Source organism: Maritimibacter sp. DP1N21-5, from assembly GCF_019218295.1.
Classification (GTDB): Bacteria; Pseudomonadota; Alphaproteobacteria; order Rhodobacterales; family Rhodobacteraceae; genus Maritimibacter.
Window position 1 is genome coordinate 364,040 of record NZ_JAHUZF010000004.1, and the last position, 19,402, is coordinate 383,441.

The following is a 19,402-nucleotide window of genomic DNA, read 5'->3' on the forward strand; positions in this document are numbered from 1 at the left end:
GCAGGTCCACCCTTGAAACCCGAGCCCTCTGCGCTTGCCCCCGGTCTCTATCTTGTCGCGACCCCGATTGGCAATGCACGCGACATTACCCTGCGCGCGCTCGACATTCTCGCCAGCGCCGATGTGATCGCGGCCGAGGACACGCGCACTGCCCGCAAGCTCATGGATATCCACGGGATCACGGTCGGCGGCCGTCCGATGATCCCCTACCACGATCATTCCGGCGACCATGGGCGCGCCGGGATCGTGAAATTGCTCGGCGAGGGACGCTCTGTCGCCTATGTGAGCGAGGCCGGCACTCCGATGATCGCCGATCCGGGCTTTGCCCTGGCCCGGGAGGCGGCGCGCGCCGGCCATTTGGTCACCACCGCGCCGGGGGCGAGCGCGATCCCTGTCGCGCTGTCGCTGTCAGGCCTTCCCACCGACCGGTTCCTCTTTGCAGGCTTTGCGCCGTCCTCCGCCGGGGCCCGGCGCGCGTGGTTGGCGGAACTCTTGCCGGTCGAGGCGACGCTGGTGATCTACGAAAGCCCGAGGCGCGTTAGGGAAACTTTGACTTCTCTGTGCGAGCTTGGCGCTGAGGACCGTAGAATAGCGCTGTGCCGGGAATTGACGAAGAGATTCGAAGAGGTGCTGCACGGCACGGTCCGGGACCTGCGCGACCAACTCGAAGACCGCGACCTCAAGGGCGAGGTCGTTCTGGTGATCGGCAAGGGCGACGTGACGGTGGCGGATGAAACGATGGAGGATGCCTTGCGACGGGCGATGGCGGACATGAGCCTGAAGGATGCGGCAGCGACGGTGGCCGAAGCCTATGGCCTGCCGCGCCGCAAGGTTTATCAGGCGGCGTTGGAACTGGAGAAAGCGAAATGACGGGGCGTGTCGGATATCTGGCGGGCGCGGCGGCCGAAGACTCGGTGGCCCGGGACTATGAAAGGCGCGGCTATGGCGTTGTCGCGCGGCGCTGGCGCGGCTCGGGCGGCGAAATCGACATCGTGCTGCGCGACCGCGATGATTTCGTCTTCGTCGAAGTCAAGAAATCTCGCAGCTTCGCGCGCGCCGCCGAACGACTGTCGGCGGCACAACTCGGACGGATCTGCCGGACGGCCACCGAATTTCTCGCGGGTATCCCCGGCGGCATGGGTGCGGGCATGCGCTTCGACCTCGCCATGGTCGACGGCGCGGGACGCATGCAAACGGTCGAAAACATCACGCTGTGACACCATTGCCCTCTCGGGTCGGCTGCGCCATGTAAGGGGCAACGAACGGAGAAAAACACATGGCCGCCAAAAGCCTTCGGGTCGCGATCCAGATGGACCCCATCGACGGGATCAACATCAACGCGGATTCGACCTTTCGCATTTCGGAAGAGGCGCAGGCGCGTGGGCATGAGCTTTTCTACTATACGCCTGATAACCTGATGTTCCGCGAAGGCCGGGTGCTTGCCGAGGGCTGGCCACTGACGGTCCGGCGCGAGGAAGGCAATCATTTCACGCTGGGCGAACGGCAGGTCGTGGATCTGTCCACCTACGACGTGGTCTGGCTCCGCCAGGACCCGCCCTTCGACATGGGCTATATCACGACGACCCATCTCCTCGACCTTCTCGCGGAGACGACGCTCGTCGTGAACGACCCCTTCTGGGTGCGCAACTACCCCGAGAAACTCCTCGTCCTGTCCTTCCCTGACCTCACGCCGCCGACCATGATCGCGCGGTCGCTCGCGGCGCTGAAGGACTTCAAGGCCGAACATGGCGACATCATTCTGAAGCCGCTCTACGGCAACGGGGGCGCCGGGGTGTTCCGGCTCGACGGAAACGATCGCAACCTGTCCTCGCTGCACGAGCTCTTCACCGGCATGTCGCGCGAGCCGCTTATCGCGCAGAAATACCTCCCCGCCGTCACCAAGGGCGACAAGCGCGTGATCCTCGTCGATGGCGAACCCGTCGGCGCGATCAACCGGGTGCCGGCCGAGGGCGAGACGCGATCCAACATGCATGTGGGCGGACGTCCCGAGAAGGTCGCGCTGACCGACCGGGACCGCGAGATCTGCGCCGCGATCGGGCCGCTCCTGCGTGAAAAGGGCCAGATCTTCGTCGGCATCGACGTCATCGGTGACTACCTGACCGAGATCAACGTGACCTCTCCCACCGGCATTCAGGAACTGGAACGCTTCGAGGGGATCAACGTGGCCGCGAAGATCTGGGAGGCGATCGAGGGCAAGCGGTGAGCCTCCGCCTCTCTCTCATGTCCACCGTGCTGCGGTTCACGGTGAAGCCCTATCTCGCCCATGCGGTCGATCCCGAGGCGAACCGTCGCCTGATCGAACGCGGTTCGAAACGCTGGTTCCGTGCACCCCCTTTCGCCCTCTACCGCGAGACCGCGCTGGCTCCGGGGCTCAGGGGGCTAATTATTTCCGCCAGACCCGGATCGCGGCCGGTGCCGGCAGACCGGGTGATCCTCTATATCCATGGCGGCGGCTTCATCGCGGGCAGCCCCGAGACCCACCGCGCCATGCTCGCCCGCATCGCCTGGCTCGCGGGGGTCGAGGTCGTCGCGCCGGACTACCGGATCGCACCGGAGCATCCTTTTCCCGCCGCCATAGAGGATTGCCTCGCCGCCTGGGATGCGCTTCTCGCGCGCGGCTATGCGCCGGAGCACATCCTTCTGGGCGGCGACAGCGCGGGCGGCAACATCGCGCTCGTGCTCCTGTCTCGCCTCCTCGCCCGCGGCACGCCTCCCGCCGGGCTCTTCGCGTTGTCGCCGATCACCGATTTCACCTTCTCGGGCGGCACCATGACGACGAACCTCGCCCGCGATTCGCTTCTGCCCGCCCGACGTGGTCCGGATGTCGCGCGGTGGTATCTGGCCGGTGCAGATCCGGCGGGGCCGGAGGCGAGCCCGCTCAACGCCGACTTCCCCGACCCGCCGCCGATCCTCCTCCAATATGCCGAAACGGAAATCCTCTGTGACGATTGCGTGCGGCTCGGGGCCAAGCTGCGGGCGTCCGGAGGTGAGGTAACCGAACAGGTCTGGCCCGATGCGCCCCATGTGTTCCAGATCTTCGACGGCTGGCTGCCCGAGGCGCGCGACGCGCTGCGCGGCGTGGCCGATTTCGCCCGGCTCAGGCTGAATATCCATTGAGCCGGTAGGACAGCGCCTCGGCGACATGTGGACGTTGCACGCGATCCGCACCTTCGAGGTCGGCAATGGTGCGTGCGACCCGCAGCACCCGGTGATACCCCCGCGCGCTTAACCCGAAGCGTTCGGCGGCCCGGACGAGCATCGCCTGACCTTCCGCGTCCGGGGTCGCGATGTCTTCGAGCAGCCGGCCCTCCGCATCCGCATTCACCCGCAGTCCCGGGCTGCCCTCGAACCGCGCGGTCTGCACCGCCCGCGCGGCGGCGACGCGCGCCGCGATCACTGCCGAGGATTCGCCAACCGGCGCCTCGGCCAGGTCCATGAAATCGACCGGCGGCACATTGATGCGCAGATCGAAGCGGTCGATGAGCGGTCCCGAGATCCGGCCCAGATACTCCTCGCCGCAGCCCGGCGCCCGCCCGCAGGCCCGGTTGGCATCGGCCAGATGCCCGCAGCGACAGGGGTTCGCCGCCGCTACCAGCATGAAGCGGCAGGGATATCGGACATGGGCGTTGGCCCGGGCCACAACGACCTCGCCGGTTTCGACCGGCTGGCGCAGGGTTTCCAGCACCGGGCGCGCGAACTCCGGCAACTCGTCAAGGAACAGCACCCCGTTGTGGGCCAGCGATACCTCGCCCGGCTTCGCCCCGCGCCCGCCCCCGACGATCGAGGCCATGGAGGCCGTGTGATGCGGATCGCGAAACGGCCGGCTACGGGAAATACCGCCCTCGTCAATCAGCCCGGCGAGCGACTGGATCATCGAGGTTTCGAGCGCTTCCGCCGGCGACAGCGGCGGCAGGATCGTGGGCAGACGGGCCGCCAGCATCGACTTGCCCGACCCTGGTGCCCCGATCATGAGCACATGGTGCCGCCCTGCCGCCGCGATTTCGAGCGCGCGCTTGGCGCGTTCCTGCCCCTTCACATCTGCGAAGTCGCGGCCCGACACGTCTTCGCGCACCTCGCCGGGGTCGGCGGGCGCAAGGGGTGACTGGCCGTTGAAATGCTGGATCACCGCGGTGAGCGACGACGCGGCAAGCACACGTGCGGCCCCGACCCAGGCGGCTTCCGCCCCGCAAGCACGCGGGCAGACCAGCGCCCGGTCGTCGTCGGCCGCCGACATCGCGGCTGGAAGCGCGCCGATCACCGGCACGAGCGTTCCGTCGAGCGATAGTTCCCCGAGCGCGACGGCGCCCTCCACTGCCTCCTCTGGAATGATTCCGATGGCCGCCAGAAGGGCGAGCGCGATGGGCAGGTCGAAATGCGATCCTTCCTTGGGCAGGTCGGCGGGCGAGAGGTTCACGGTGATCTTCTTGGCAGGCAGCGCGATGGCCATCGACGCCAGCGCCGCACGCACCCGGTCGCGCGCCTCGCTCACCGCCTTGTCGGGCAGGCCGACGATGGAAAAGGCGGGCACGCCGGGGGAGAGGGCGCATTGCACCTCGACCTGCCGCGCGTCGACGCCTTCGAACGCCACCGTATAAGCCCGCGCGACCATGCCGCCCTCCATTGGTGACGGCACCCTAGCGCGCGCATGGTTAGCGAAAGGTTAACGTCCCTCCACCAGCGCCAAGAACCGGGGCCAGGCCGCCGGGTCGTGCAGGGTCTTGTCCCGGCAGAACGGATTGCAGAACCCATAGGTTACACCGTCGAGCGAGAGGAAATCCGTCACCGGATCACCGGAATAGGGGCAGTCGGTGTTGACCGAAGGTCCCTCCGCCTTGTGGGCGACCAAGGACGCGGGTCCTGGCCAGTCGCGGGTGGGCAGGTCGCGCGCATAGGGCAGGGGGTCATAGGTCTTGCAGAGCCCCATAGCCCGCCATTGCCGGAAGGTCGCGTCCTTCAGCACCTGATCCACATAGGCCTGCGCCTCGGCTCCGACCGAAAGCCCGTATCCCGCGATCCGGGCACAGACCGGCGCGAAGAACACGTCCGCGAGCGAGTAGTCGCCAAAGAGCCACGGACCCACCGTCCCATGCCGCGAACGAGCCAGCGCCCAGAGCGTCTCGATCCGGTCGAGGTCGCCGCGAACGGCCTCCGATACCTCGAACCCCGCGAACTGGTGCAGAAGCTGCATCGGGCATTCTCCCCGGAGTGCCGCGAAGCCGGAATGCATTTCCGCGACCATCCAACGCGCGAGCGCCCGGGCGGCCGGCTCTTCCGGGTAGAACGCCACATCGCGGTGGGTCTCGGCCAGCGTTTCCGCCATCGCCATTGTGTCGCCGACCACGATGCCTTCGGGCGTTGTCATGCAGGGCACGAAGCGGGCCGGGGCGAGGCGGGCGAGATCTTCGGCCATGGTTCCGTCATAGAGGCCCACCAGATGCGTGCGCACCGGAAGGCCGAATTTCACGAACATGAGCCAGCCGCGCAGGGACCAGCTCGAAAAGGTTCTGTCACCGATGTAAAGATCGTAGCTCATGCGACCAGATTAGTCGCCTTGGCACGACCCGCCCAACGATCCTTCGTTATGGGCGTATCACGGAATGTGATTGACCGCCTCGGCATGCCAGTCGCGCCCGTCGAAGGCGAGGCAGGTGACCGAGAGGTTGTCGATCCTCTGGGCCAGCACCTCCTGCACGCCGCAACGGCGCGCGCGTTGCACCTGTCCCAGAATGGCCCCGAAATGTGCCACGACGATCAGGTCACCCGATGTGCGCGCCATCAGTCCGTCCACCGCGGCCCCCACACGGTCGCGCATCTCGTCCCAGCTTTCGCCCTCCGGCGGGCGATTGTTGGTCGGGTCGTCCCAGAAGGACCGGATCGCCTCGGGCGCTTCGGCCTCGACCTCGGCGGCGGTGCGCAGTTCCCAGGTGCCAAAGTTGAGTTCTCGCAGGCCGGGGTCGTGTGGCAGTCGCACCCTCGGTCCCTGGAGTGCATCGGCCGTCGCGACCGAACGCAGGAGGTCAGACGAGATGACTGGCGCGGCCGGCAGATGCGCGGAAACCCGTCCGATCAGTTCGGCATCTTCCAGAAACGCGGGCACATCGGACCAGCCGACCATGCCCTTCTGATGCGTCGGCGCGTGGCGCACCCACCAGAAGCGCCTCATTGAAACCCCTCGGGCATCTGGCCCTTGAGCACGAGCGGCAGCCCCGCCATCACCGTCACCACGAGCCCGGCACGGGCCGCGAGCGTCTGGTTGAGCCGCCCCTGCGCGCCCCGGAACCGCCGGGCGAGCGCATTTTCCGGCACGATGCCGGCACCCACCTCGTTGGTGACACCGACAACCGGGCCGGATGCGGCGGCAATCTCGCGAAGGGCGCGGGTTTCGGCATTTACCAGATCCTCCTCGGCAAGGATCAGGTTGGTGAGCCACAGCGTGAAACAGTCGATGAGCACCACGCGATCTTCCGCCGCCTCCATCGCTGCGCCAAGGTCGCGGGGCGCCTCGATCGTGTGCCAGTCGGCGTTGCGTCGGGCTTGATGGGCTGCGATCTTCAGGCGCATTTCCTCGTCATGCGCCTCTGCCGTGGCGACATAGGCCAGTGGCCTGCCGGTCGCCGCAACGAGCCGTTCCGCGAACAGCGACTTGCCGGAGGCCGCGCCGCCGATGACGAGTGTGAACTGGGGAAGCGTGATGGTCATCTCGGTGTGCTAGCACCCGCAAACGTGTAGGGGAAGCACTTGCCCGCCCCCTGGCGCCACGCCACAGTGCGCCCATGTGGAAAATCCTCGCCTGTCTTGCCGCCCTCCTGCCGCTTACCGCTCAAGGCGGCCCCCTCGAGGGTGTTGAGGGCGACATCTTCATTCTGGGCGAGGTGCACGATAACCCTGCGCATCACGAGGCACAGGCGGAGGCGATCATCGACATCGAGCCTCGCGCCGTGGTCTTCGAGATGCTGACCATCGAACAGGCGGGCCGGATCACCGACGCACTTCTCGATGACGCCGAAGCGCTGGGCGAGGCGCTCGGTTGGGCCGAGTCGGGCTGGCCGGACTTCGACATGTATTACCCGGTCTTCACCGCTGCGCGCGGCTCCTGGTTCGTGGGCGCGGCTGTGCCCCGAGACCGGACAAGTGCCGTGCTGGAGAACGGCCTTGCCGCCGCCTTCGGGGACGCCGCCGACCTCTTCGGTCTGACCGAACCGCTCGACGAAGAGCAACTCGCCGCGCGTCTGAACCTTCAGATGGAGGCGCATTGTGGCATGCTGCCGCCCGATCTCCTGCCCGGAATGGTCGATATCCAGCGCCTGCGCGATGCGACGCTGGCACAGGCGGCCATCGTGGCCCAGGCCGAAACCGGCGGACCGGTCGCGGTGATCACCGGCAATGGTCATGCCCGTGAAGACTGGGGCGTGCCCGCCTACATCGCCCGCGTCGCGCCGGAGCTGACCGTCGTCACCCTTGGGCAGGGCGAAGACGGGGGCACCCCCGATGGGGGCTTCGATACCACGCTCGATGCGCCCGCCGCGCCGCGCGAGGACCCCTGCAAGGCCTTCGAATGAAGCCAAGGGCCATTGCCCAACCCGCCTGCGCCCCGTAACACTTTGTTCCGATTGGACCCGAAGGAACGGACATGCTCGCTGGCAAACGCATTCTCCTGATCATCGGCGGCGGGGTGGCGGCCTTCAAGGCGCTGACGCTGATCCGCATGCTGCGCGAACGCGGGGCGAGCGTGGTGCCAGTGATCACGCAGGCGGGGCAGGAATTCGTGACGCCGCTCTCCGCCTCGGCGCTCTCCGCCGAAAAGGTCTATACCGATCTCTTCTCGCTCACCGACGAAGCCGAGATGGGCCATATCGAGCTGTCCCGCGATGCCGATCTGGTCGTCGTCGCCCCCGCCACCGCCGACCTCCTGGCGAAAATGGCGAACGGGCTCGCCAATGACCTTGCCTCGACCATCCTCATGGCTACCGACAAACGGGTGCTGGTTGCACCCGCGATGAACGTCAGGATGTGGGAACATCCCGCGACCCAGCGCAACGTGACGACGCTTCTATCCGACGGCGTGATCTTCGCGGGGCCGACCGAAGGCGCCATGGCCTGCGGCGAATACGGCCCCGGACGCATGGTCGAACCCGACGAGATCGCCAACGACATCGCCGCGGCGCTGATGGAGGGGCCGCTCAAGGGCAAGCACGTCCTCGTCACCTCCGGCCCGACCCATGAGCCTATCGACCCGGTGCGCTACATCGCGAACCGCTCCTCCGGCGCACAGGGCACCGCCATCGCGGCCGCTCTGGCCGGGCTTGGCGCGCGCGTGACCTTCGTCACCGGTCCCGCCGACGTGCCGCCGCCCAAAGGCGTGAAAGTCGTGAAGGTCCAGACCGCGCGCGAGATGCTCGACGCCACTCAGGCGGCGCTCCCCGCCGATGCCGCCGTCTTTGCCGCTGCCGTGGCCGACTGGCGAGTGGCGTCGGAAGCGACGTCGAAGATCAAGAAGGACGGGAGTGGTAGTCTGCCGGTCCTGAATTTCGCCGAGAATCCTGACATCCTCGCCACGGTGTCGCAGATGATCGAAGGCCGCCCGAGGCTCGTCGTGGGCTTCGCCGCTGAAACTGACGATGTGGAGGCCCACGCCACCGCCAAGCGCAAGCGCAAGGGTTGCGACTGGATCGTCGCCAATGACGTCTCGCCCGCGACCGGGATCATGGGCGGAACCGAAAACGCGGTGACCTTGATTTCCGAGGATGGCGCCGACGTCTGGCCGCGCATGGGCAAGGACGAGGTGGCACGCAAGCTGGCCGCCCGGATCGCCGAGGCGCTCGCATGACGCCCCGTGTTCTAGTCGTCCGCGAAGACTGGGCCGACCCCGAGATCGCCTTGCCGTCCTACGAAACTACCGGCGCCGCCGGGGCCGATCTGCGCGCGAACTTGCCGTCGGGGGACCGGGCATCGGGGATCACGCTCGCCCCGCTCGAGCGCCGGATCATCCCGACCGGATTGCGTGTCGCCATTCCCGAGGGCTTCGAGATGCAGATCCGCCCGCGCTCCGGCCTCGCCTTCAAGCACGGGATCACACTGCCCAACACGCCCGGCACCATCGACAGCGATTATCGCGGGCCCTTGGGCGTGCTTCTGGTCAATATCGGGACCGAGCCCTACACGCTCCATCACGGCGACCGCATCGCGCAGGCGGTGATCGCCCCGGTGGTGCAAGCGTCCTTCGCCATCGCCGAGAGCCTGGACGACACCGCGCGTGGCCACGGCGGTTTCGGCTCGACAGGCCGAAGCTAGGGGCGCGTCGTGATCTTCGTCCTTCTTGCCGTCGTCGCGATCTGGGGGACCGGTCACCTGTTGTCGGTGCCCACCGGTCGCCGCTGGGTTATGATCTGGATATTGCTCGCCGCTGTGCTTCTCGCCCACGCAATCCTGCCGCCTGACAATCCGCTCCCTCGGCTCTTCGGAGGCACTTTCGCGGGCTGGGCCACGCTCGCCGCCATCCTCATCGTGATCGCGGGATATAACCGGGGCCTTGGCGCCTTGCGCGCCCGCGTCAAACCCGCGCCGCAGGCAGAGCAGGGGCCGTTCTCGGACACCGAGCTCGACCGCTACGCCCGTCATATCGTGCTGCGCGAAGTCGGTGGTCCGGGGCAGAAGGCGCTTAAGGATGCCAGAGTTCTGGTCGTCGGGGCAGGGGGGCTTGGCTCGCCCGTGCTTCTCTATCTGGCGGCGGCCGGCGTGGGCACCATCGGCGTGATCGACGACGACACCGTCGACAACGCCAACCTGCAACGACAGGTCATCCACCGCGATCAGGACATCGGCACGCCCAAGGTCTTCTCCGCCGAAGCCGCCATGCGCGCGCAGAACCCGAATGTCGTGATCCGGCCCTACAATCGCCGCCTGACTCCGGATATCGCCACCGAAATGTTCGAAGACTATGACCTGATCCTCGAAGGATCGGACAACTTCGAGACCCGCTATCTGGTGAACGCGACCGCTGCCGCCTTGCACAAACCTGTCATTGGCGCGGCGCTTACCCAGTGGGAAGGGCAGATCTCGCTCTGGTATCCGGCGTCCGGCGCGCCCTGTTACCAATGCGTCTTCCCCGAAGCTCCAGCCCCCGGACTTGCGCCCTCCTGTGCCGAGGCCGGCGTGATCGGACCGCTGCCCGGCGTGATGGGGTCGATGATGGCGGTCGAGGCGGTGAAGCATATCACCGGGGCGGGCGAAGGGCTTGGCGGTCGCCTGCTCATCTATGACGCGCTTTACGCCGACACACGGATTATCCGGGTGAAGCCGCGCGCCGATTGCCCCGTTTGCGGCGGCGCGCGGGACACGGTTTGACCCGGGCACTGGACGCGGGCCGCCCGCGCCCCTAGCTCTGGTGCAAAGGAGACCTCCATGACCGACACGACGAACCCGCTTCTCTCCGACTGGACCGGGCCCTTTGCCCTCGCGCCCTTCTCCGCGATCTCCGACGACGATTTCCCAGCCGCGCTTGAAACGGCACTGATCGAGGCGCGCGCCAATATCGCCGCGATCACGGAGAACGAAGACAGCCCCACCTTCGAGAACACCATCGAGGCGCTGGAGCAGGCCGACGAAACCCTGTCCAAGGTGCTGGGCGTTTTCTACAACCTCGCCGGGGCCGATGCGAACGAGCGGCGCGAGGAACTGCAACGCGAGTTCTCCCCCAAGCTCGCCGCCTACTCGTCGGAAATCTCGATGAACGAGGCGCTCTTCGCCCGGATCGAAACGCTTTGGCAGGAACGCGACATGCTGCCGCTCGATGACGAGCAGGCGCGCGTGCTCATGCTCACCCGGCGCGGCTTCGTGCGATCCGGGGCACTCCTGGAAGGCGACGACCGGAAGCGCTATGCCGAGATCATGCAGCGCCTCGCAACGCTCGGCACGGAGTTCACCCAGAACCTTCTGGCTGACGAACGGTCGTGGTTCATGGAATTGGCCGAGGACGACCTCAAGGGCCTGCCCGATTTCCTGAAGGATGCGGCGCGTTCGGCTGGCGAGGACAAGGGCGCCGGCGGTCCGGTCGTCACGCTGTCGCGGTCCCTTATCACGCCGTTTCTGATGTTCCAGCCGAAGCGTGAGCTTCGTAAACGCGCATATGAGGCCTTTGTTTCGCGCGGGGCAAACGGCGGTAAGACCGACAACCGGGCCATCGCGGCCGAGACCCTGAAGCTGCGCGAGGAACGGGCCCGGCTCCTGGGCTACCCGAGCTTTGCCGCTTTCAAGCTCGAAACCGAAATGGCGGGCACGCCGGAGGCCGTGCGCGCGCTTCTCATGAACGTCTGGACCCCGGCGCGCGCCGCGGCCGAGGCTGACGCCAAGGTGCTCGAGGAGATGCTCCACGCCGACGGCCAGACCGGGCCGCTGGAACCCTGGGACTGGCATTACTATTCCGAGAAACGGCGGCAGGCCGAGCATTCGCTCGACGAGGGCGAGATCAAGCCCTACCTGCAGCTCGACCGGATGATCGAAGCGGCTTTCACCGTGGCCAACCGGCTCTTCGGCCTCAACTTCGCACCGCTTGACATCGAGACCTATCACCCCGACGTCAAAGCCTTCGAGGTCACGCGCAACGGCGAGCATATCGCGGTGTTCCTGGGTGACTACTTCGCGCGTGGCTCGAAACGCTCGGGGGCCTGGTGTTCGGCCATGCGCAGCCAGAAGAAGCTGGGCGGCGAGACCCGGCCCGTGGTCGTGAACGTCTGCAACTTCGTCAAACCAGAGGCGGGCAAACCGGCGCTTCTGTCTTGGGACGACACGCGCACGCTCTTCCACGAGTTCGGCCATGCGCTTCACCAGATGCTCTCCGACGTGACCTATGAAACGGTGTCCGGGACCTCGGTCGCCCGCGATTTCGTAGAGTTGCCCTCGCAGCTTTACGAACACTGGATGGAAGTGCCTGACGTGCTGGCCGAGTTCGCAACCCACGCCGGGACGGGCGAAGCGATGCCCGAGGACCTGCTCGCGCGGCTCATCGGCGCGGCCACCTATGACGCGGGCTTCAACACCGTGGAATACGTCGCCTCGGCGCTCGTGGACCTGGCCTTCCACGAAGGCCCCGCGCCCGCCGATCCGATGCAGAAACAGGCCGAGGTGCTCGAAGAGATCGGAATGCCCCGCGCGATCCGCATGCGACACGCGACGCCGCATTTCGCCCATGTCTTCTCGGGCGACGGCTATTCCTCGGGCTACTACAGCTACATGTGGTCCGAGGTGATGGACGCCGACGCCTTCGAGGCCTTCCGCGAAACCGGCGACGCCTTCGACACGGACACGGCGCGCAAGCTCGAGGATCACATTCTCTCGCGGGGCGGGTCGGTGGACGCGGCCGAGCTTTACCTGCGATTCCGTGGCAAGATGCCCGACGTCGACGCCCTGCTCAAAGGACGCGGGCTGATCGCGGCGGAATGAAGCGACGCAGGGGAACGGCGGAAGTTTTGCGCGATTTTGTGCTTACCTCGCGTGCCGCCCCCCTTTCACTGGCAGGCAAGCGCCAATATAAGGCCCCGACCACCCGGGCGAGTCTCGGGCGATGGGTATTGGGACCACGGGTAAGCATCCGGGCAGGCACAAGGCAGCGGCAATATGGCTGGGTTTTCGGGACTATTTTCTTCCGACATGGCAATCGACCTCGGGACGGCGAACACGCTCGTCTACGTCAAGGGCCGGGGGATCATCCTGAACGAACCCTCCGTCGTCGCCTATCACGTGAAGGACGGCGTGAAGAAAGTGCTCGCCGTCGGTGAGGACGCCAAGCTCATGCTGGGTCGGACGCCGGGCTCGATCGAGGCGATCCGTCCGATGCGCGAGGGTGTCATCGCCGACTTCGACACCGCAGAAGAGATGATCAAGCACTTCATCCGCAAGGTGCACAAGCGCACGACCTTCTCGAAGCCGAAGATCATCGTCTGCGTGCCGCATGGCGCGACTCCCGTCGAAAAACGCGCCATCCGCCAGTCGGTTCTCTCCGCCGGTGCGCGTCGCGCCGGGCTGATTGCGGAACCCATCGCAGCCGCCATCGGGGCAGGCATGCCGATCACCGACCCCACCGGGTCGATGGTCGTCGATATCGGCGGCGGCACGACCGAGGTGGCCGTTCTGTCGCTGGGCGACATCGTCTATGCGCGGTCCGTGCGCGTCGGTGGCGACCGGATGGACGAGGCCATCGTCAACTACCTGCGCCGCCAGCATAACCTGCTCGTGGGCGAAGCGACCGCCGAGCGGATCAAGACCTCGATCGGCACCGCGCGGATGCCCGATGACGGGCGCGGCGCGTCGATGACGATCCGGGGCCGCGACCTTTTGAACGGCGTGCCGAAAGAACTCGAGATCAGCCAGGCCCAAGTGGCCGAGGCGCTGTCCGAACCCGTGCAGCAGATCTGCGAAGCCGTGATGACAGCGCTCGAAACCACGCCGCCCGACCTTGCTGCCGACATCGTGGACCGGGGCGTCATGCTGACCGGGGGCGGCGCGCTTCTGGGCGAGCTCGACCTTGCCTTGCGCGAACAGACCGGGCTTTCGATCTCGGTCGCCGACGAGTCGCTCAATTGTGTTGCGCTGGGGACCGGCAAGGCACTGGAATACGAAAAGCAACTGCGTCACGTTATCGACTACGACAGTTAAGCACAGTCAAACTGGGCTGGCCCCATCCTGCGGGGGGAACCTTGGCACGTTCGAGGACACGCAACGAAGACTACGTTGGCCCGGTCAGGCGCATCCTGATCGGCCTGACTCTCTTCGTGCTATTTGCGATGTTCCTGCTGTGGCGCATCGACAGCCCGCGCGTGGAACGCTTCCGCGCGAACCTCGTGGACAAGGTCGTGCCCAGCTTCGAATGGGCGCTGGTGCCGGTGTCGAAGGCGGCCGACATGGTTGAAGGCTTCCAGAGCTACGGACGGATCTATGACCAGAACCAGGAACTGCGCCGCGAATTGCGCCAGATGCAGGCCTGGAAGGAAGCCGCGCTTCAGCTCGAACAGGAAAACGCCAAACTGCGCGACCTCAACAACGTGCGGATGGATGCGCGGCTCTCCTACGTGACGGGCGTCGTGCTGGCGGACTCGGGCTCGCCCTTCCGGCAATCGGTGCTTCTGAACGTGGGCGCGCGCGACGGGATCGTGGACGGCTGGGCCGCCATGGATGGGCTCGGGCTTGTCGGTCGCATCGCCGGTGTGGGCGAGCGGACCGCGCGGGTGATCCTTCTCACCGACTCCAACTCTTCGATCCCGGTGACGATCCAGCCCTCGGGTCAGACCGCGCTCCTCTCCGGCGATAACTCCGTCGCCCCGCCGCTTGAGTTCGTCGAGAACACCGATCTCGTGCGTCCCGGTGACCGCGTGCTGTCCTCGGGCGACGGCGGCGTCTTTCCGGCGGGGCTTCTGGTGGGCGAAGTGGTGCAGGGCAAGGACCGCCGCCTGCGCGTGCGTCTTGCCGCCGACTACCAGCGGCTCGAATTCTTGCGCGTGCTGCGCTCGCACCCCGGCGAAGCGGTCACGGACACCGGTGCGCTTCTTGTCATGAACCCGGTGCTTGCCCCGGTGGCCGAGGGCATCCCGGCGGAATGCCTGGATCTGGCCCAGGGTGCGGAGCGGCCCGCCACCTGTCCGCCCGACATCGACATGCCTGACCAAAGCGCGGAGGTGGGGCAATGATCGACCCCTTCACGCTGCGCAGGTTTCTTTTCACGCTGCTCTTTCTGGGCATCTGCGCGGTGATCATCTTCACCCGCATGCTGCCACTTCATTCTGGTGCAGCGAGTTTCCCGCCCCCGGACCTCATCCTGTGTTTCGCCTTTGCCTGGACAGTGCGCCGCCCGGACTATGTGCCGGTGCTTCTGGTTGCTGCCGTGCTCGTCGTGGCCGACATGCTATCGCTGGCCCCGCCCGGGCTCGCGCCGTTCCTCACCATCATCGGGCTCGAACAATTGCGCTCGCGGCAGGCGCTCCTGACGAAGCAGCCTTTCGTGGTCGAATGGGGCACCGTGGCCGTCATTTTCACCGCGATGATTCTTCTGGAGCGGGTGATCCTCGGGGTCTTCTTCGTGCCGCAGACCTCCTTCGGGCTGTCTGTCCTGTCCCTCGTGATGACGGTCGTTTTCTATCCCATCGCCGTGGGCGTCTCGATCCTTGGCTTCCGCATCGAAAAGGTGAAACCCGGGGACTACGATCAGGAGGCGCGCACGATATGAGACGCACCCCGGTCGATACAGAGAAGAGTCAAAAAAAGATCACCCGTCGCGGCCTTCTGCTGGGCGGCGCGCAGGTGGCCATGGCGGCCGTTCTGGTCGGTCGGATGCGCTTCATGCAGGTCGATCAGGCCGACGAATACCGCATGCTCGCCGACGAGAACCGCATCAACATGCGTCTGATCCCACCGGCGCGGGGGCTCGTCTTTGACCGCAAGGGCGTGCTGCTGGCCGGTAACGAACAGAACTACTCCATCGTTCTGGTGCGCGAGGATGCCGACGACCCGGAAGCGGTGCTCGACCGGCTGGCGAAACTCATCTGGCTGCCGCCCGAGGACCGGGCCAAGGCGCTCGAGGAAATGCGCCGCCGTTCGCCCTTCGTGCCGGTGACGGTCGCGGAACGGGTCAGCTGGGAGGATATCTCCGAGGTCGCCATCAACGCGCCTGCGCTACCGGGCATCTCCCCCGAGATGGGCCTGTCGCGGATCTACCCGCTCGGTGCGGACTTCGCCCATGTGGTGGGCTACGTGGGACCGGTGTCGGACTATGACCTGAGCCTGCTCGAAAACCCCGACCCGCTGCTTCAGATCCCGCGCTTCCAGATCGGCAAGACCGGGGTCGAGAACAAGCTCGAGGCGGAACTGCGCGGCTCGGCCGGCACCAAGCGGATCGAGGTGAATGCCGTGGGCCGGGTCATGCGCGAATTGAGCCGGGAAGAGGGCGAACCCGGCGCGAACGTGCAGTTGACCGTGAACCATGCGCTCCAGAACTTCGCCGAGGCGCGGCTCGCCGGCGAAAGTGCTGCCGCCGTGGTGATGGACACCCGCAACGGCGACATCCTCGCCATCGCCTCCGCGCCCTCCTACGATCCGAATAAATTCGTGCGTGGGATTTCCTCGCGCGATTACAACGCGCTGCTCGAGGACCCCTATCGCCCGCTTGCCAACAAGACGGCGCAGGGCACCTATCCGCCGGGCTCCACCTTCAAGATGGTCACCGCGCTCGCCGCGCTCGAGGCCGGGGTGATCAGCCTGAACGAGACCGTGACCTGTCGCGGTTATCTCGAAGTGTCCAACCGCCGCTTCCACTGCTGGAGCCGGGGCGGCCATGGGCGTGTGGACCTCGTCCGTTCGCTCAAGGAAAGCTGCGACGTCTACTTCTACGAACTCGCCCAGCGGGTCGGGATCGACAATATCGCGGTCATGGCCAAGAAACTGGGTCTTGGCATCCGCCACGACCTGCCGCTCTCGGCGGTGGCCGAAGGACTCATTCCGACAAAGGCCTGGAAACAGGAAGTACGCGGCGCCGAATGGGTGGTTGGCGACTCGATCAACGCCTCCATCGGGCAGGGCTTCGTGCTGACCTCGCCCCTGCAACTCGCCGTCATGTCGGCGCGCATCGCGTCCGGCAACGCGATCCTGCCGCGTCTCGTCCGATCCATCGACGGCGTCGAACAGCCGGTCTTCGGGGCCGAGCCGCTCGACATCGACCCTGACAACCTCGCGGCCGTCCGACAGGGCATGTACGAGGTCGTCAACGGCAATCGCGGCACCGCCGGCAGCAGCCGGATCGTCGCGGAAGGTCTCCAGATGGCCGGCAAGACCGGCACCTCGCAGGTGCGCAACATCACCGCCGCCGAACGTGCGCGCGGTGTGACCCGCAACGAAGACCTGCCGTGGGAGCGGCGCGATCACGCGCTCTTCGTCGCCTACGCGCCGGCCCAGGCCCCCGAACTCGCCGTTTCCGTCGTGGTCGAGCACGGCATGGGCGGCTCTACTGCCGCTGCGCCGATCGCCCGCGACATCATGCTGGCCGCGCTCTACGACGACATCCCGCCGCTCGACGCCTATCCAAGCTCGCAGCGCGGCACGATCCGCTCCCGCTTCGAAGCAATGACCCTGCGCGAACCGCTCGCCCCCTCGGAAGGCCGGAGCCGCGCATGAGTTTCCTAGAATACAACGTCAAGTTCACGCCCACCGGCCTGTCCAAGGTGCTCTATATCAACTGGGTGCTGGTGCTGCTGATCTGTGCGGCGGCCAGTTTCGGGTTCCTCATGCTCTACTCGGTCGCGGGCGGGTCATGGACCCCTTGGGCCGAGCCCCAGATGAAGCGTTTCGGCGTCTCGCTGGTCCTCATGTTCTTCGTCGCGATGGTGCCGATCTGGTTCTGGCGCAACCTCTCGGCGATGGCCTTCCTCGTTTCGGTCGTGCTTCTCATCGCGGTGGAGTTCTTCGGCGAGGTCGGGATGGGCGCGCAGCGCTGGATCGACCTGGGCCCCTTGCGCCTTCAGCCGTCCGAGCTGACCAAGATCACCCTCGTGATGGTGCTCGCCGCCTATTACGACTGGCTCGACGTCGACAAGGTCTCGCGCCCGCTCTGGGTGCTGATCCCGGTGGTCATGATCCTGTTTCCGACCTATCTCACCCTGCGCCAGCCCGATCTCGGCACCGCGATCCTGCTCATGGGGGGCGGGGCCGTTCTCATGTTCCTCGCAGGCGTCCATATCCTTTATTTCATCGTCGTGGGCGGGGCGGGCGTGGGCCTTGTCGCCGCTGTCTTTTCGTCGCGCGGAACCCCCTGGCAGCTTCTGCAGGACTACCAGTATCGCCGCATCGACACCTTCCTCGACCCTTCGTCCGACCCGCTTGGCGCGGGCTATCATATCACCCAGTCGAAGATCGCGCTGGGCTCCGGCGGCTGGTCCGGGCGCGGGTTCATGCAGGGCACGCAGTCCCGGCTGAACTTCCTGCCCGAGAAACACACCGACTTCATCTTCACCACGTTGGCCGAGGAATTCGGCTTTATCGGCGCGGTGTCGCTCCTGGCCGTCTATCTGGCCATCATCATCTTCTGCATCGTCTCCGCCGTGCGCAATTCCGACCGCTACGGTTCGCTCCTGACGCTTGGCATCGCGACGACCTTCTTTTTCTTCTTCGCGGTCAACATGTCGATGGTTATGGGCCTTGCCCCGGTCGTCGGTGTGCCCTTGCCGCTGGTAAGCTATGGTGGCTCGGCCATGATGATCCTCCTGATCGGCTTCGGCCTCGTCCAGTCGGCCCACGTCCACCGCCCGCGCCAGAAGTGATGCTGCGCGTCCAGTTGCTCCTCAAGCCTGCCGCCCTGCCGGTCTGGACCCCCGCGCTCGAGGCCGCGCTTGAGGAGGCGGGGATCGAGGCGGCGCTGGCCACCGATCACGCCCCGGAGACGGTGGATTACGTGATTTACGCGCCCGGCGGCGGTCCTGTGGACCTTTCGCCTTATACGTCCACGAAGCTTGTCCAGGGGCTTTGGGCCGGGGTGGAGAGTATCATCGAGAATCGCAGCCTGACCCAGCCTTATGCCCGCATGGTGGGCGGGGGACTGACCGAAGGCATGGTGGAATGGGTCACGGGCCATGTCCTGCGCCACCACCTCGGGATGGACCGCTATATCACGGCCAAGGACCCGCACTGGGACCAGAGGGTGCCCCCCCTTGCCGCCGATCGCGGGGTGACGATCCTGGGGCTTGGCGTGCTTGGTGCAGCCTGCGCCGCCGCGCTGGTGACCCTCGGGTTTCGCGTTTCCGGCTGGAGCCGCAGGGAGAAGGCGCTTCCAGGGGTCAATTGCCACCACGGCGAGGCTGGGCTTTCAGCGGCCTTGGTGGAAGCCGAGATCCTCGTCCTGCTCCTCCCCGCCACACCCGTGACGACCGATCTTATGAACGCCGACACCTTGGCCGCCCTGCCACGAGGCGCGGTCATCCTGAATCCCGGTCGCGGTGCCCTCATAAACGAGGATGCGCTGCTTGCGGCGCTGGAGAGGGGCCATATCGCCCATGCCACCCTCGACACATTCAAGACCGAGCCGCTGCCCGCCGCCCATCCCTTCTGGACCCACCCCGGCGTAACGATCACGCCTCATATCGCCTCGGAAACCCGACCCGATGCGGCCGCCCGCGTTGTGGCCGAAAACATCCGCCGTTCCGAGGCTGGGGAACCGGTGCTTCACCTCGTCGACCGGACACGCGGGTATTGAGGGGGCCCTTCACGGGCGGGGGAACGCCGCTCTTCCCCGGCGCCGCCGGGCTGTGGACATGGGCGATCGGCAAGGCCCGGCTTTCCGGGGCGACTCACTTGACGGGCCATAAAAAAGGGCCTATTGCCCGCGAACGGAATTCGGGGCGCTGCCTGT

General features: G+C 66.4%; 19 protein-coding genes. 15 read left to right on the forward strand and 4 right to left on the reverse strand.

Features of this window, described 5'->3' with window-relative positions; translation table 11 throughout:
* Positions 1-12: 12 nt before the first annotated feature.
* Genes rsmI through KJP29_RS06295 form a run of 4 tightly spaced genes read left to right on the forward strand, consistent with a single transcriptional unit; the run spans position 13 to position 3,138 of the window.
* Positions 13-870, forward strand: a complete 858-nt coding sequence (gene rsmI / locus KJP29_RS06280) for a 16S rRNA (cytidine(1402)-2'-O)-methyltransferase (protein WP_218462705.1) — start codon at positions 13-15, stop codon at positions 868-870.
* The gene (locus KJP29_RS06285) at positions 867-1,217 is read left to right on the forward strand and encodes a YraN family protein (protein ID WP_218462706.1); all 351 of its coding nucleotides are present in this window, start codon (positions 867-869) and stop codon (positions 1,215-1,217) included. The genes rsmI and KJP29_RS06285 overlap by 4 nt, the downstream gene beginning before the upstream one ends.
* Before the next feature lie 59 nt (positions 1,218-1,276).
* Positions 1,277-2,224 (forward strand): glutathione synthase, encoded by a 948-nt coding sequence (gene gshB, locus KJP29_RS06290; RefSeq protein WP_218462707.1) that lies wholly within the window; start codon positions 1,277-1,279, stop codon positions 2,222-2,224.
* Entirely contained in the window at positions 2,221-3,138 is a 918-nt protein-coding gene (locus tag KJP29_RS06295; protein WP_218462708.1) for an alpha/beta hydrolase, read from the forward strand. The genes gshB and KJP29_RS06295 overlap by 4 nt, the downstream gene beginning before the upstream one ends.
* On the opposite strand, the gene KJP29_RS06300 is transcribed toward KJP29_RS06295, so the two are convergent.
* Genes KJP29_RS06300 through cobU form a run of 4 tightly spaced genes read right to left on the reverse strand, consistent with a single transcriptional unit; the run spans position 3,119 to position 6,720 of the window.
* Complete coding sequence (locus tag KJP29_RS06300) at positions 3,119-4,630, reverse strand: YifB family Mg chelatase-like AAA ATPase (RefSeq protein WP_218462709.1); 1,512 nt, start codon at positions 4,628-4,630, stop codon at positions 3,119-3,121. The two genes, KJP29_RS06295 and KJP29_RS06300, sit on opposite strands and share 20 nt — an antisense overlap.
* 51 nt (positions 4,631-4,681) lie before the next feature.
* Entirely contained in the window at positions 4,682-5,554 is an 873-nt protein-coding gene (locus KJP29_RS06305; protein ID WP_218462710.1) for a glutathione S-transferase, read from the reverse strand.
* A 57-nt stretch (positions 5,555-5,611) separates the two neighbouring features.
* Positions 5,612-6,184 (reverse strand): histidine phosphatase family protein, encoded by a 573-nt coding sequence (locus KJP29_RS06310; RefSeq protein ID WP_218462711.1) that lies wholly within the window; start codon positions 6,182-6,184, stop codon positions 5,612-5,614.
* Positions 6,181-6,720: a bifunctional adenosylcobinamide kinase/adenosylcobinamide-phosphate guanylyltransferase gene (cobU, locus tag KJP29_RS06315; protein ID WP_218462712.1), complete on the reverse strand. Its 540-nt coding sequence runs from the start codon at positions 6,718-6,720 to the stop codon at positions 6,181-6,183. The genes KJP29_RS06310 and cobU overlap by 4 nt, the downstream gene beginning before the upstream one ends.
* Before the next feature lie 74 nt (positions 6,721-6,794).
* On the opposite strand from cobU, the gene KJP29_RS06320 reads away from it, so the two are divergent.
* The 11 genes from KJP29_RS06320 to KJP29_RS06370 all read left to right on the forward strand — a co-directional run bounded on the left by KJP29_RS06320 (position 6,795) and on the right by KJP29_RS06370 (position 19,246).
* Positions 6,795-7,580, forward strand: coding sequence for a ChaN family lipoprotein (locus KJP29_RS06320; RefSeq protein WP_218462713.1), 786 nt, complete (start codon positions 6,795-6,797; stop codon positions 7,578-7,580).
* Between the two features lie 71 nt (positions 7,581-7,651).
* Entirely contained in the window at positions 7,652-8,848 is a 1,197-nt protein-coding gene (gene coaBC / locus KJP29_RS06325) for a bifunctional phosphopantothenoylcysteine decarboxylase/phosphopantothenate--cysteine ligase CoaBC (RefSeq protein WP_218462714.1), read from the forward strand.
* Positions 8,845-9,312, forward strand: a complete 468-nt coding sequence (gene dut, locus KJP29_RS06330; protein WP_218462715.1) for a dUTP diphosphatase — start codon at positions 8,845-8,847, stop codon at positions 9,310-9,312. Before coaBC ends, dut begins: the two co-directional genes overlap by 4 nt.
* A gap of 9 nt (positions 9,313-9,321) precedes the next feature.
* A complete protein-coding gene (locus KJP29_RS06335) occupies positions 9,322-10,365 on the forward strand; it encodes a ThiF family adenylyltransferase (protein ID WP_370630842.1) in 1,044 nt (347 codons plus the stop codon).
* A 57-nt stretch (positions 10,366-10,422) separates the two neighbouring features.
* The gene (locus KJP29_RS06340) at positions 10,423-12,459 is read left to right on the forward strand and encodes a M3 family metallopeptidase (protein ID WP_218462716.1); all 2,037 of its coding nucleotides are present in this window, start codon (positions 10,423-10,425) and stop codon (positions 12,457-12,459) included.
* Positions 12,460-12,633: 174 nt separating this feature from the next.
* The gene (locus tag KJP29_RS06345; RefSeq protein ID WP_218462717.1) at positions 12,634-13,671 is read left to right on the forward strand and encodes a rod shape-determining protein; all 1,038 of its coding nucleotides are present in this window, start codon (positions 12,634-12,636) and stop codon (positions 13,669-13,671) included.
* A 41-nt stretch (positions 13,672-13,712) separates the two neighbouring features.
* Complete coding sequence (gene mreC, locus KJP29_RS06350) at positions 13,713-14,699, forward strand: rod shape-determining protein MreC (RefSeq protein ID WP_218462718.1); 987 nt, start codon at positions 13,713-13,715, stop codon at positions 14,697-14,699.
* Positions 14,696-15,235 carry a rod shape-determining protein MreD gene (locus KJP29_RS06355; RefSeq protein ID WP_218462719.1) on the forward strand — a complete coding sequence of 180 codons (540 nt, stop codon included), beginning with the start codon at positions 14,696-14,698 and terminating at the stop codon, positions 15,233-15,235. Before mreC ends, KJP29_RS06355 begins: the two co-directional genes overlap by 4 nt.
* Positions 15,232-17,175, forward strand: a complete 1,944-nt coding sequence (mrdA, locus tag KJP29_RS06360) for a penicillin-binding protein 2 (RefSeq protein WP_218462720.1) — start codon at positions 15,232-15,234, stop codon at positions 17,173-17,175. The genes KJP29_RS06355 and mrdA overlap by 4 nt, the downstream gene beginning before the upstream one ends.
* Positions 17,172-18,317, forward strand: coding sequence for a rod shape-determining protein RodA (gene rodA, locus KJP29_RS06365; RefSeq protein ID WP_218462721.1), 1,146 nt, complete (start codon positions 17,172-17,174; stop codon positions 18,315-18,317). Before mrdA ends, rodA begins: the two co-directional genes overlap by 4 nt.
* Positions 18,317-19,246 carry a glyoxylate/hydroxypyruvate reductase A gene (locus KJP29_RS06370; RefSeq protein ID WP_218462722.1) on the forward strand — a complete coding sequence of 310 codons (930 nt, stop codon included), beginning with the start codon at positions 18,317-18,319 and terminating at the stop codon, positions 19,244-19,246. Before rodA ends, KJP29_RS06370 begins: the two co-directional genes overlap by 1 nt.
* The last annotated feature ends 156 nt before the right edge of the window (positions 19,247-19,402 follow it).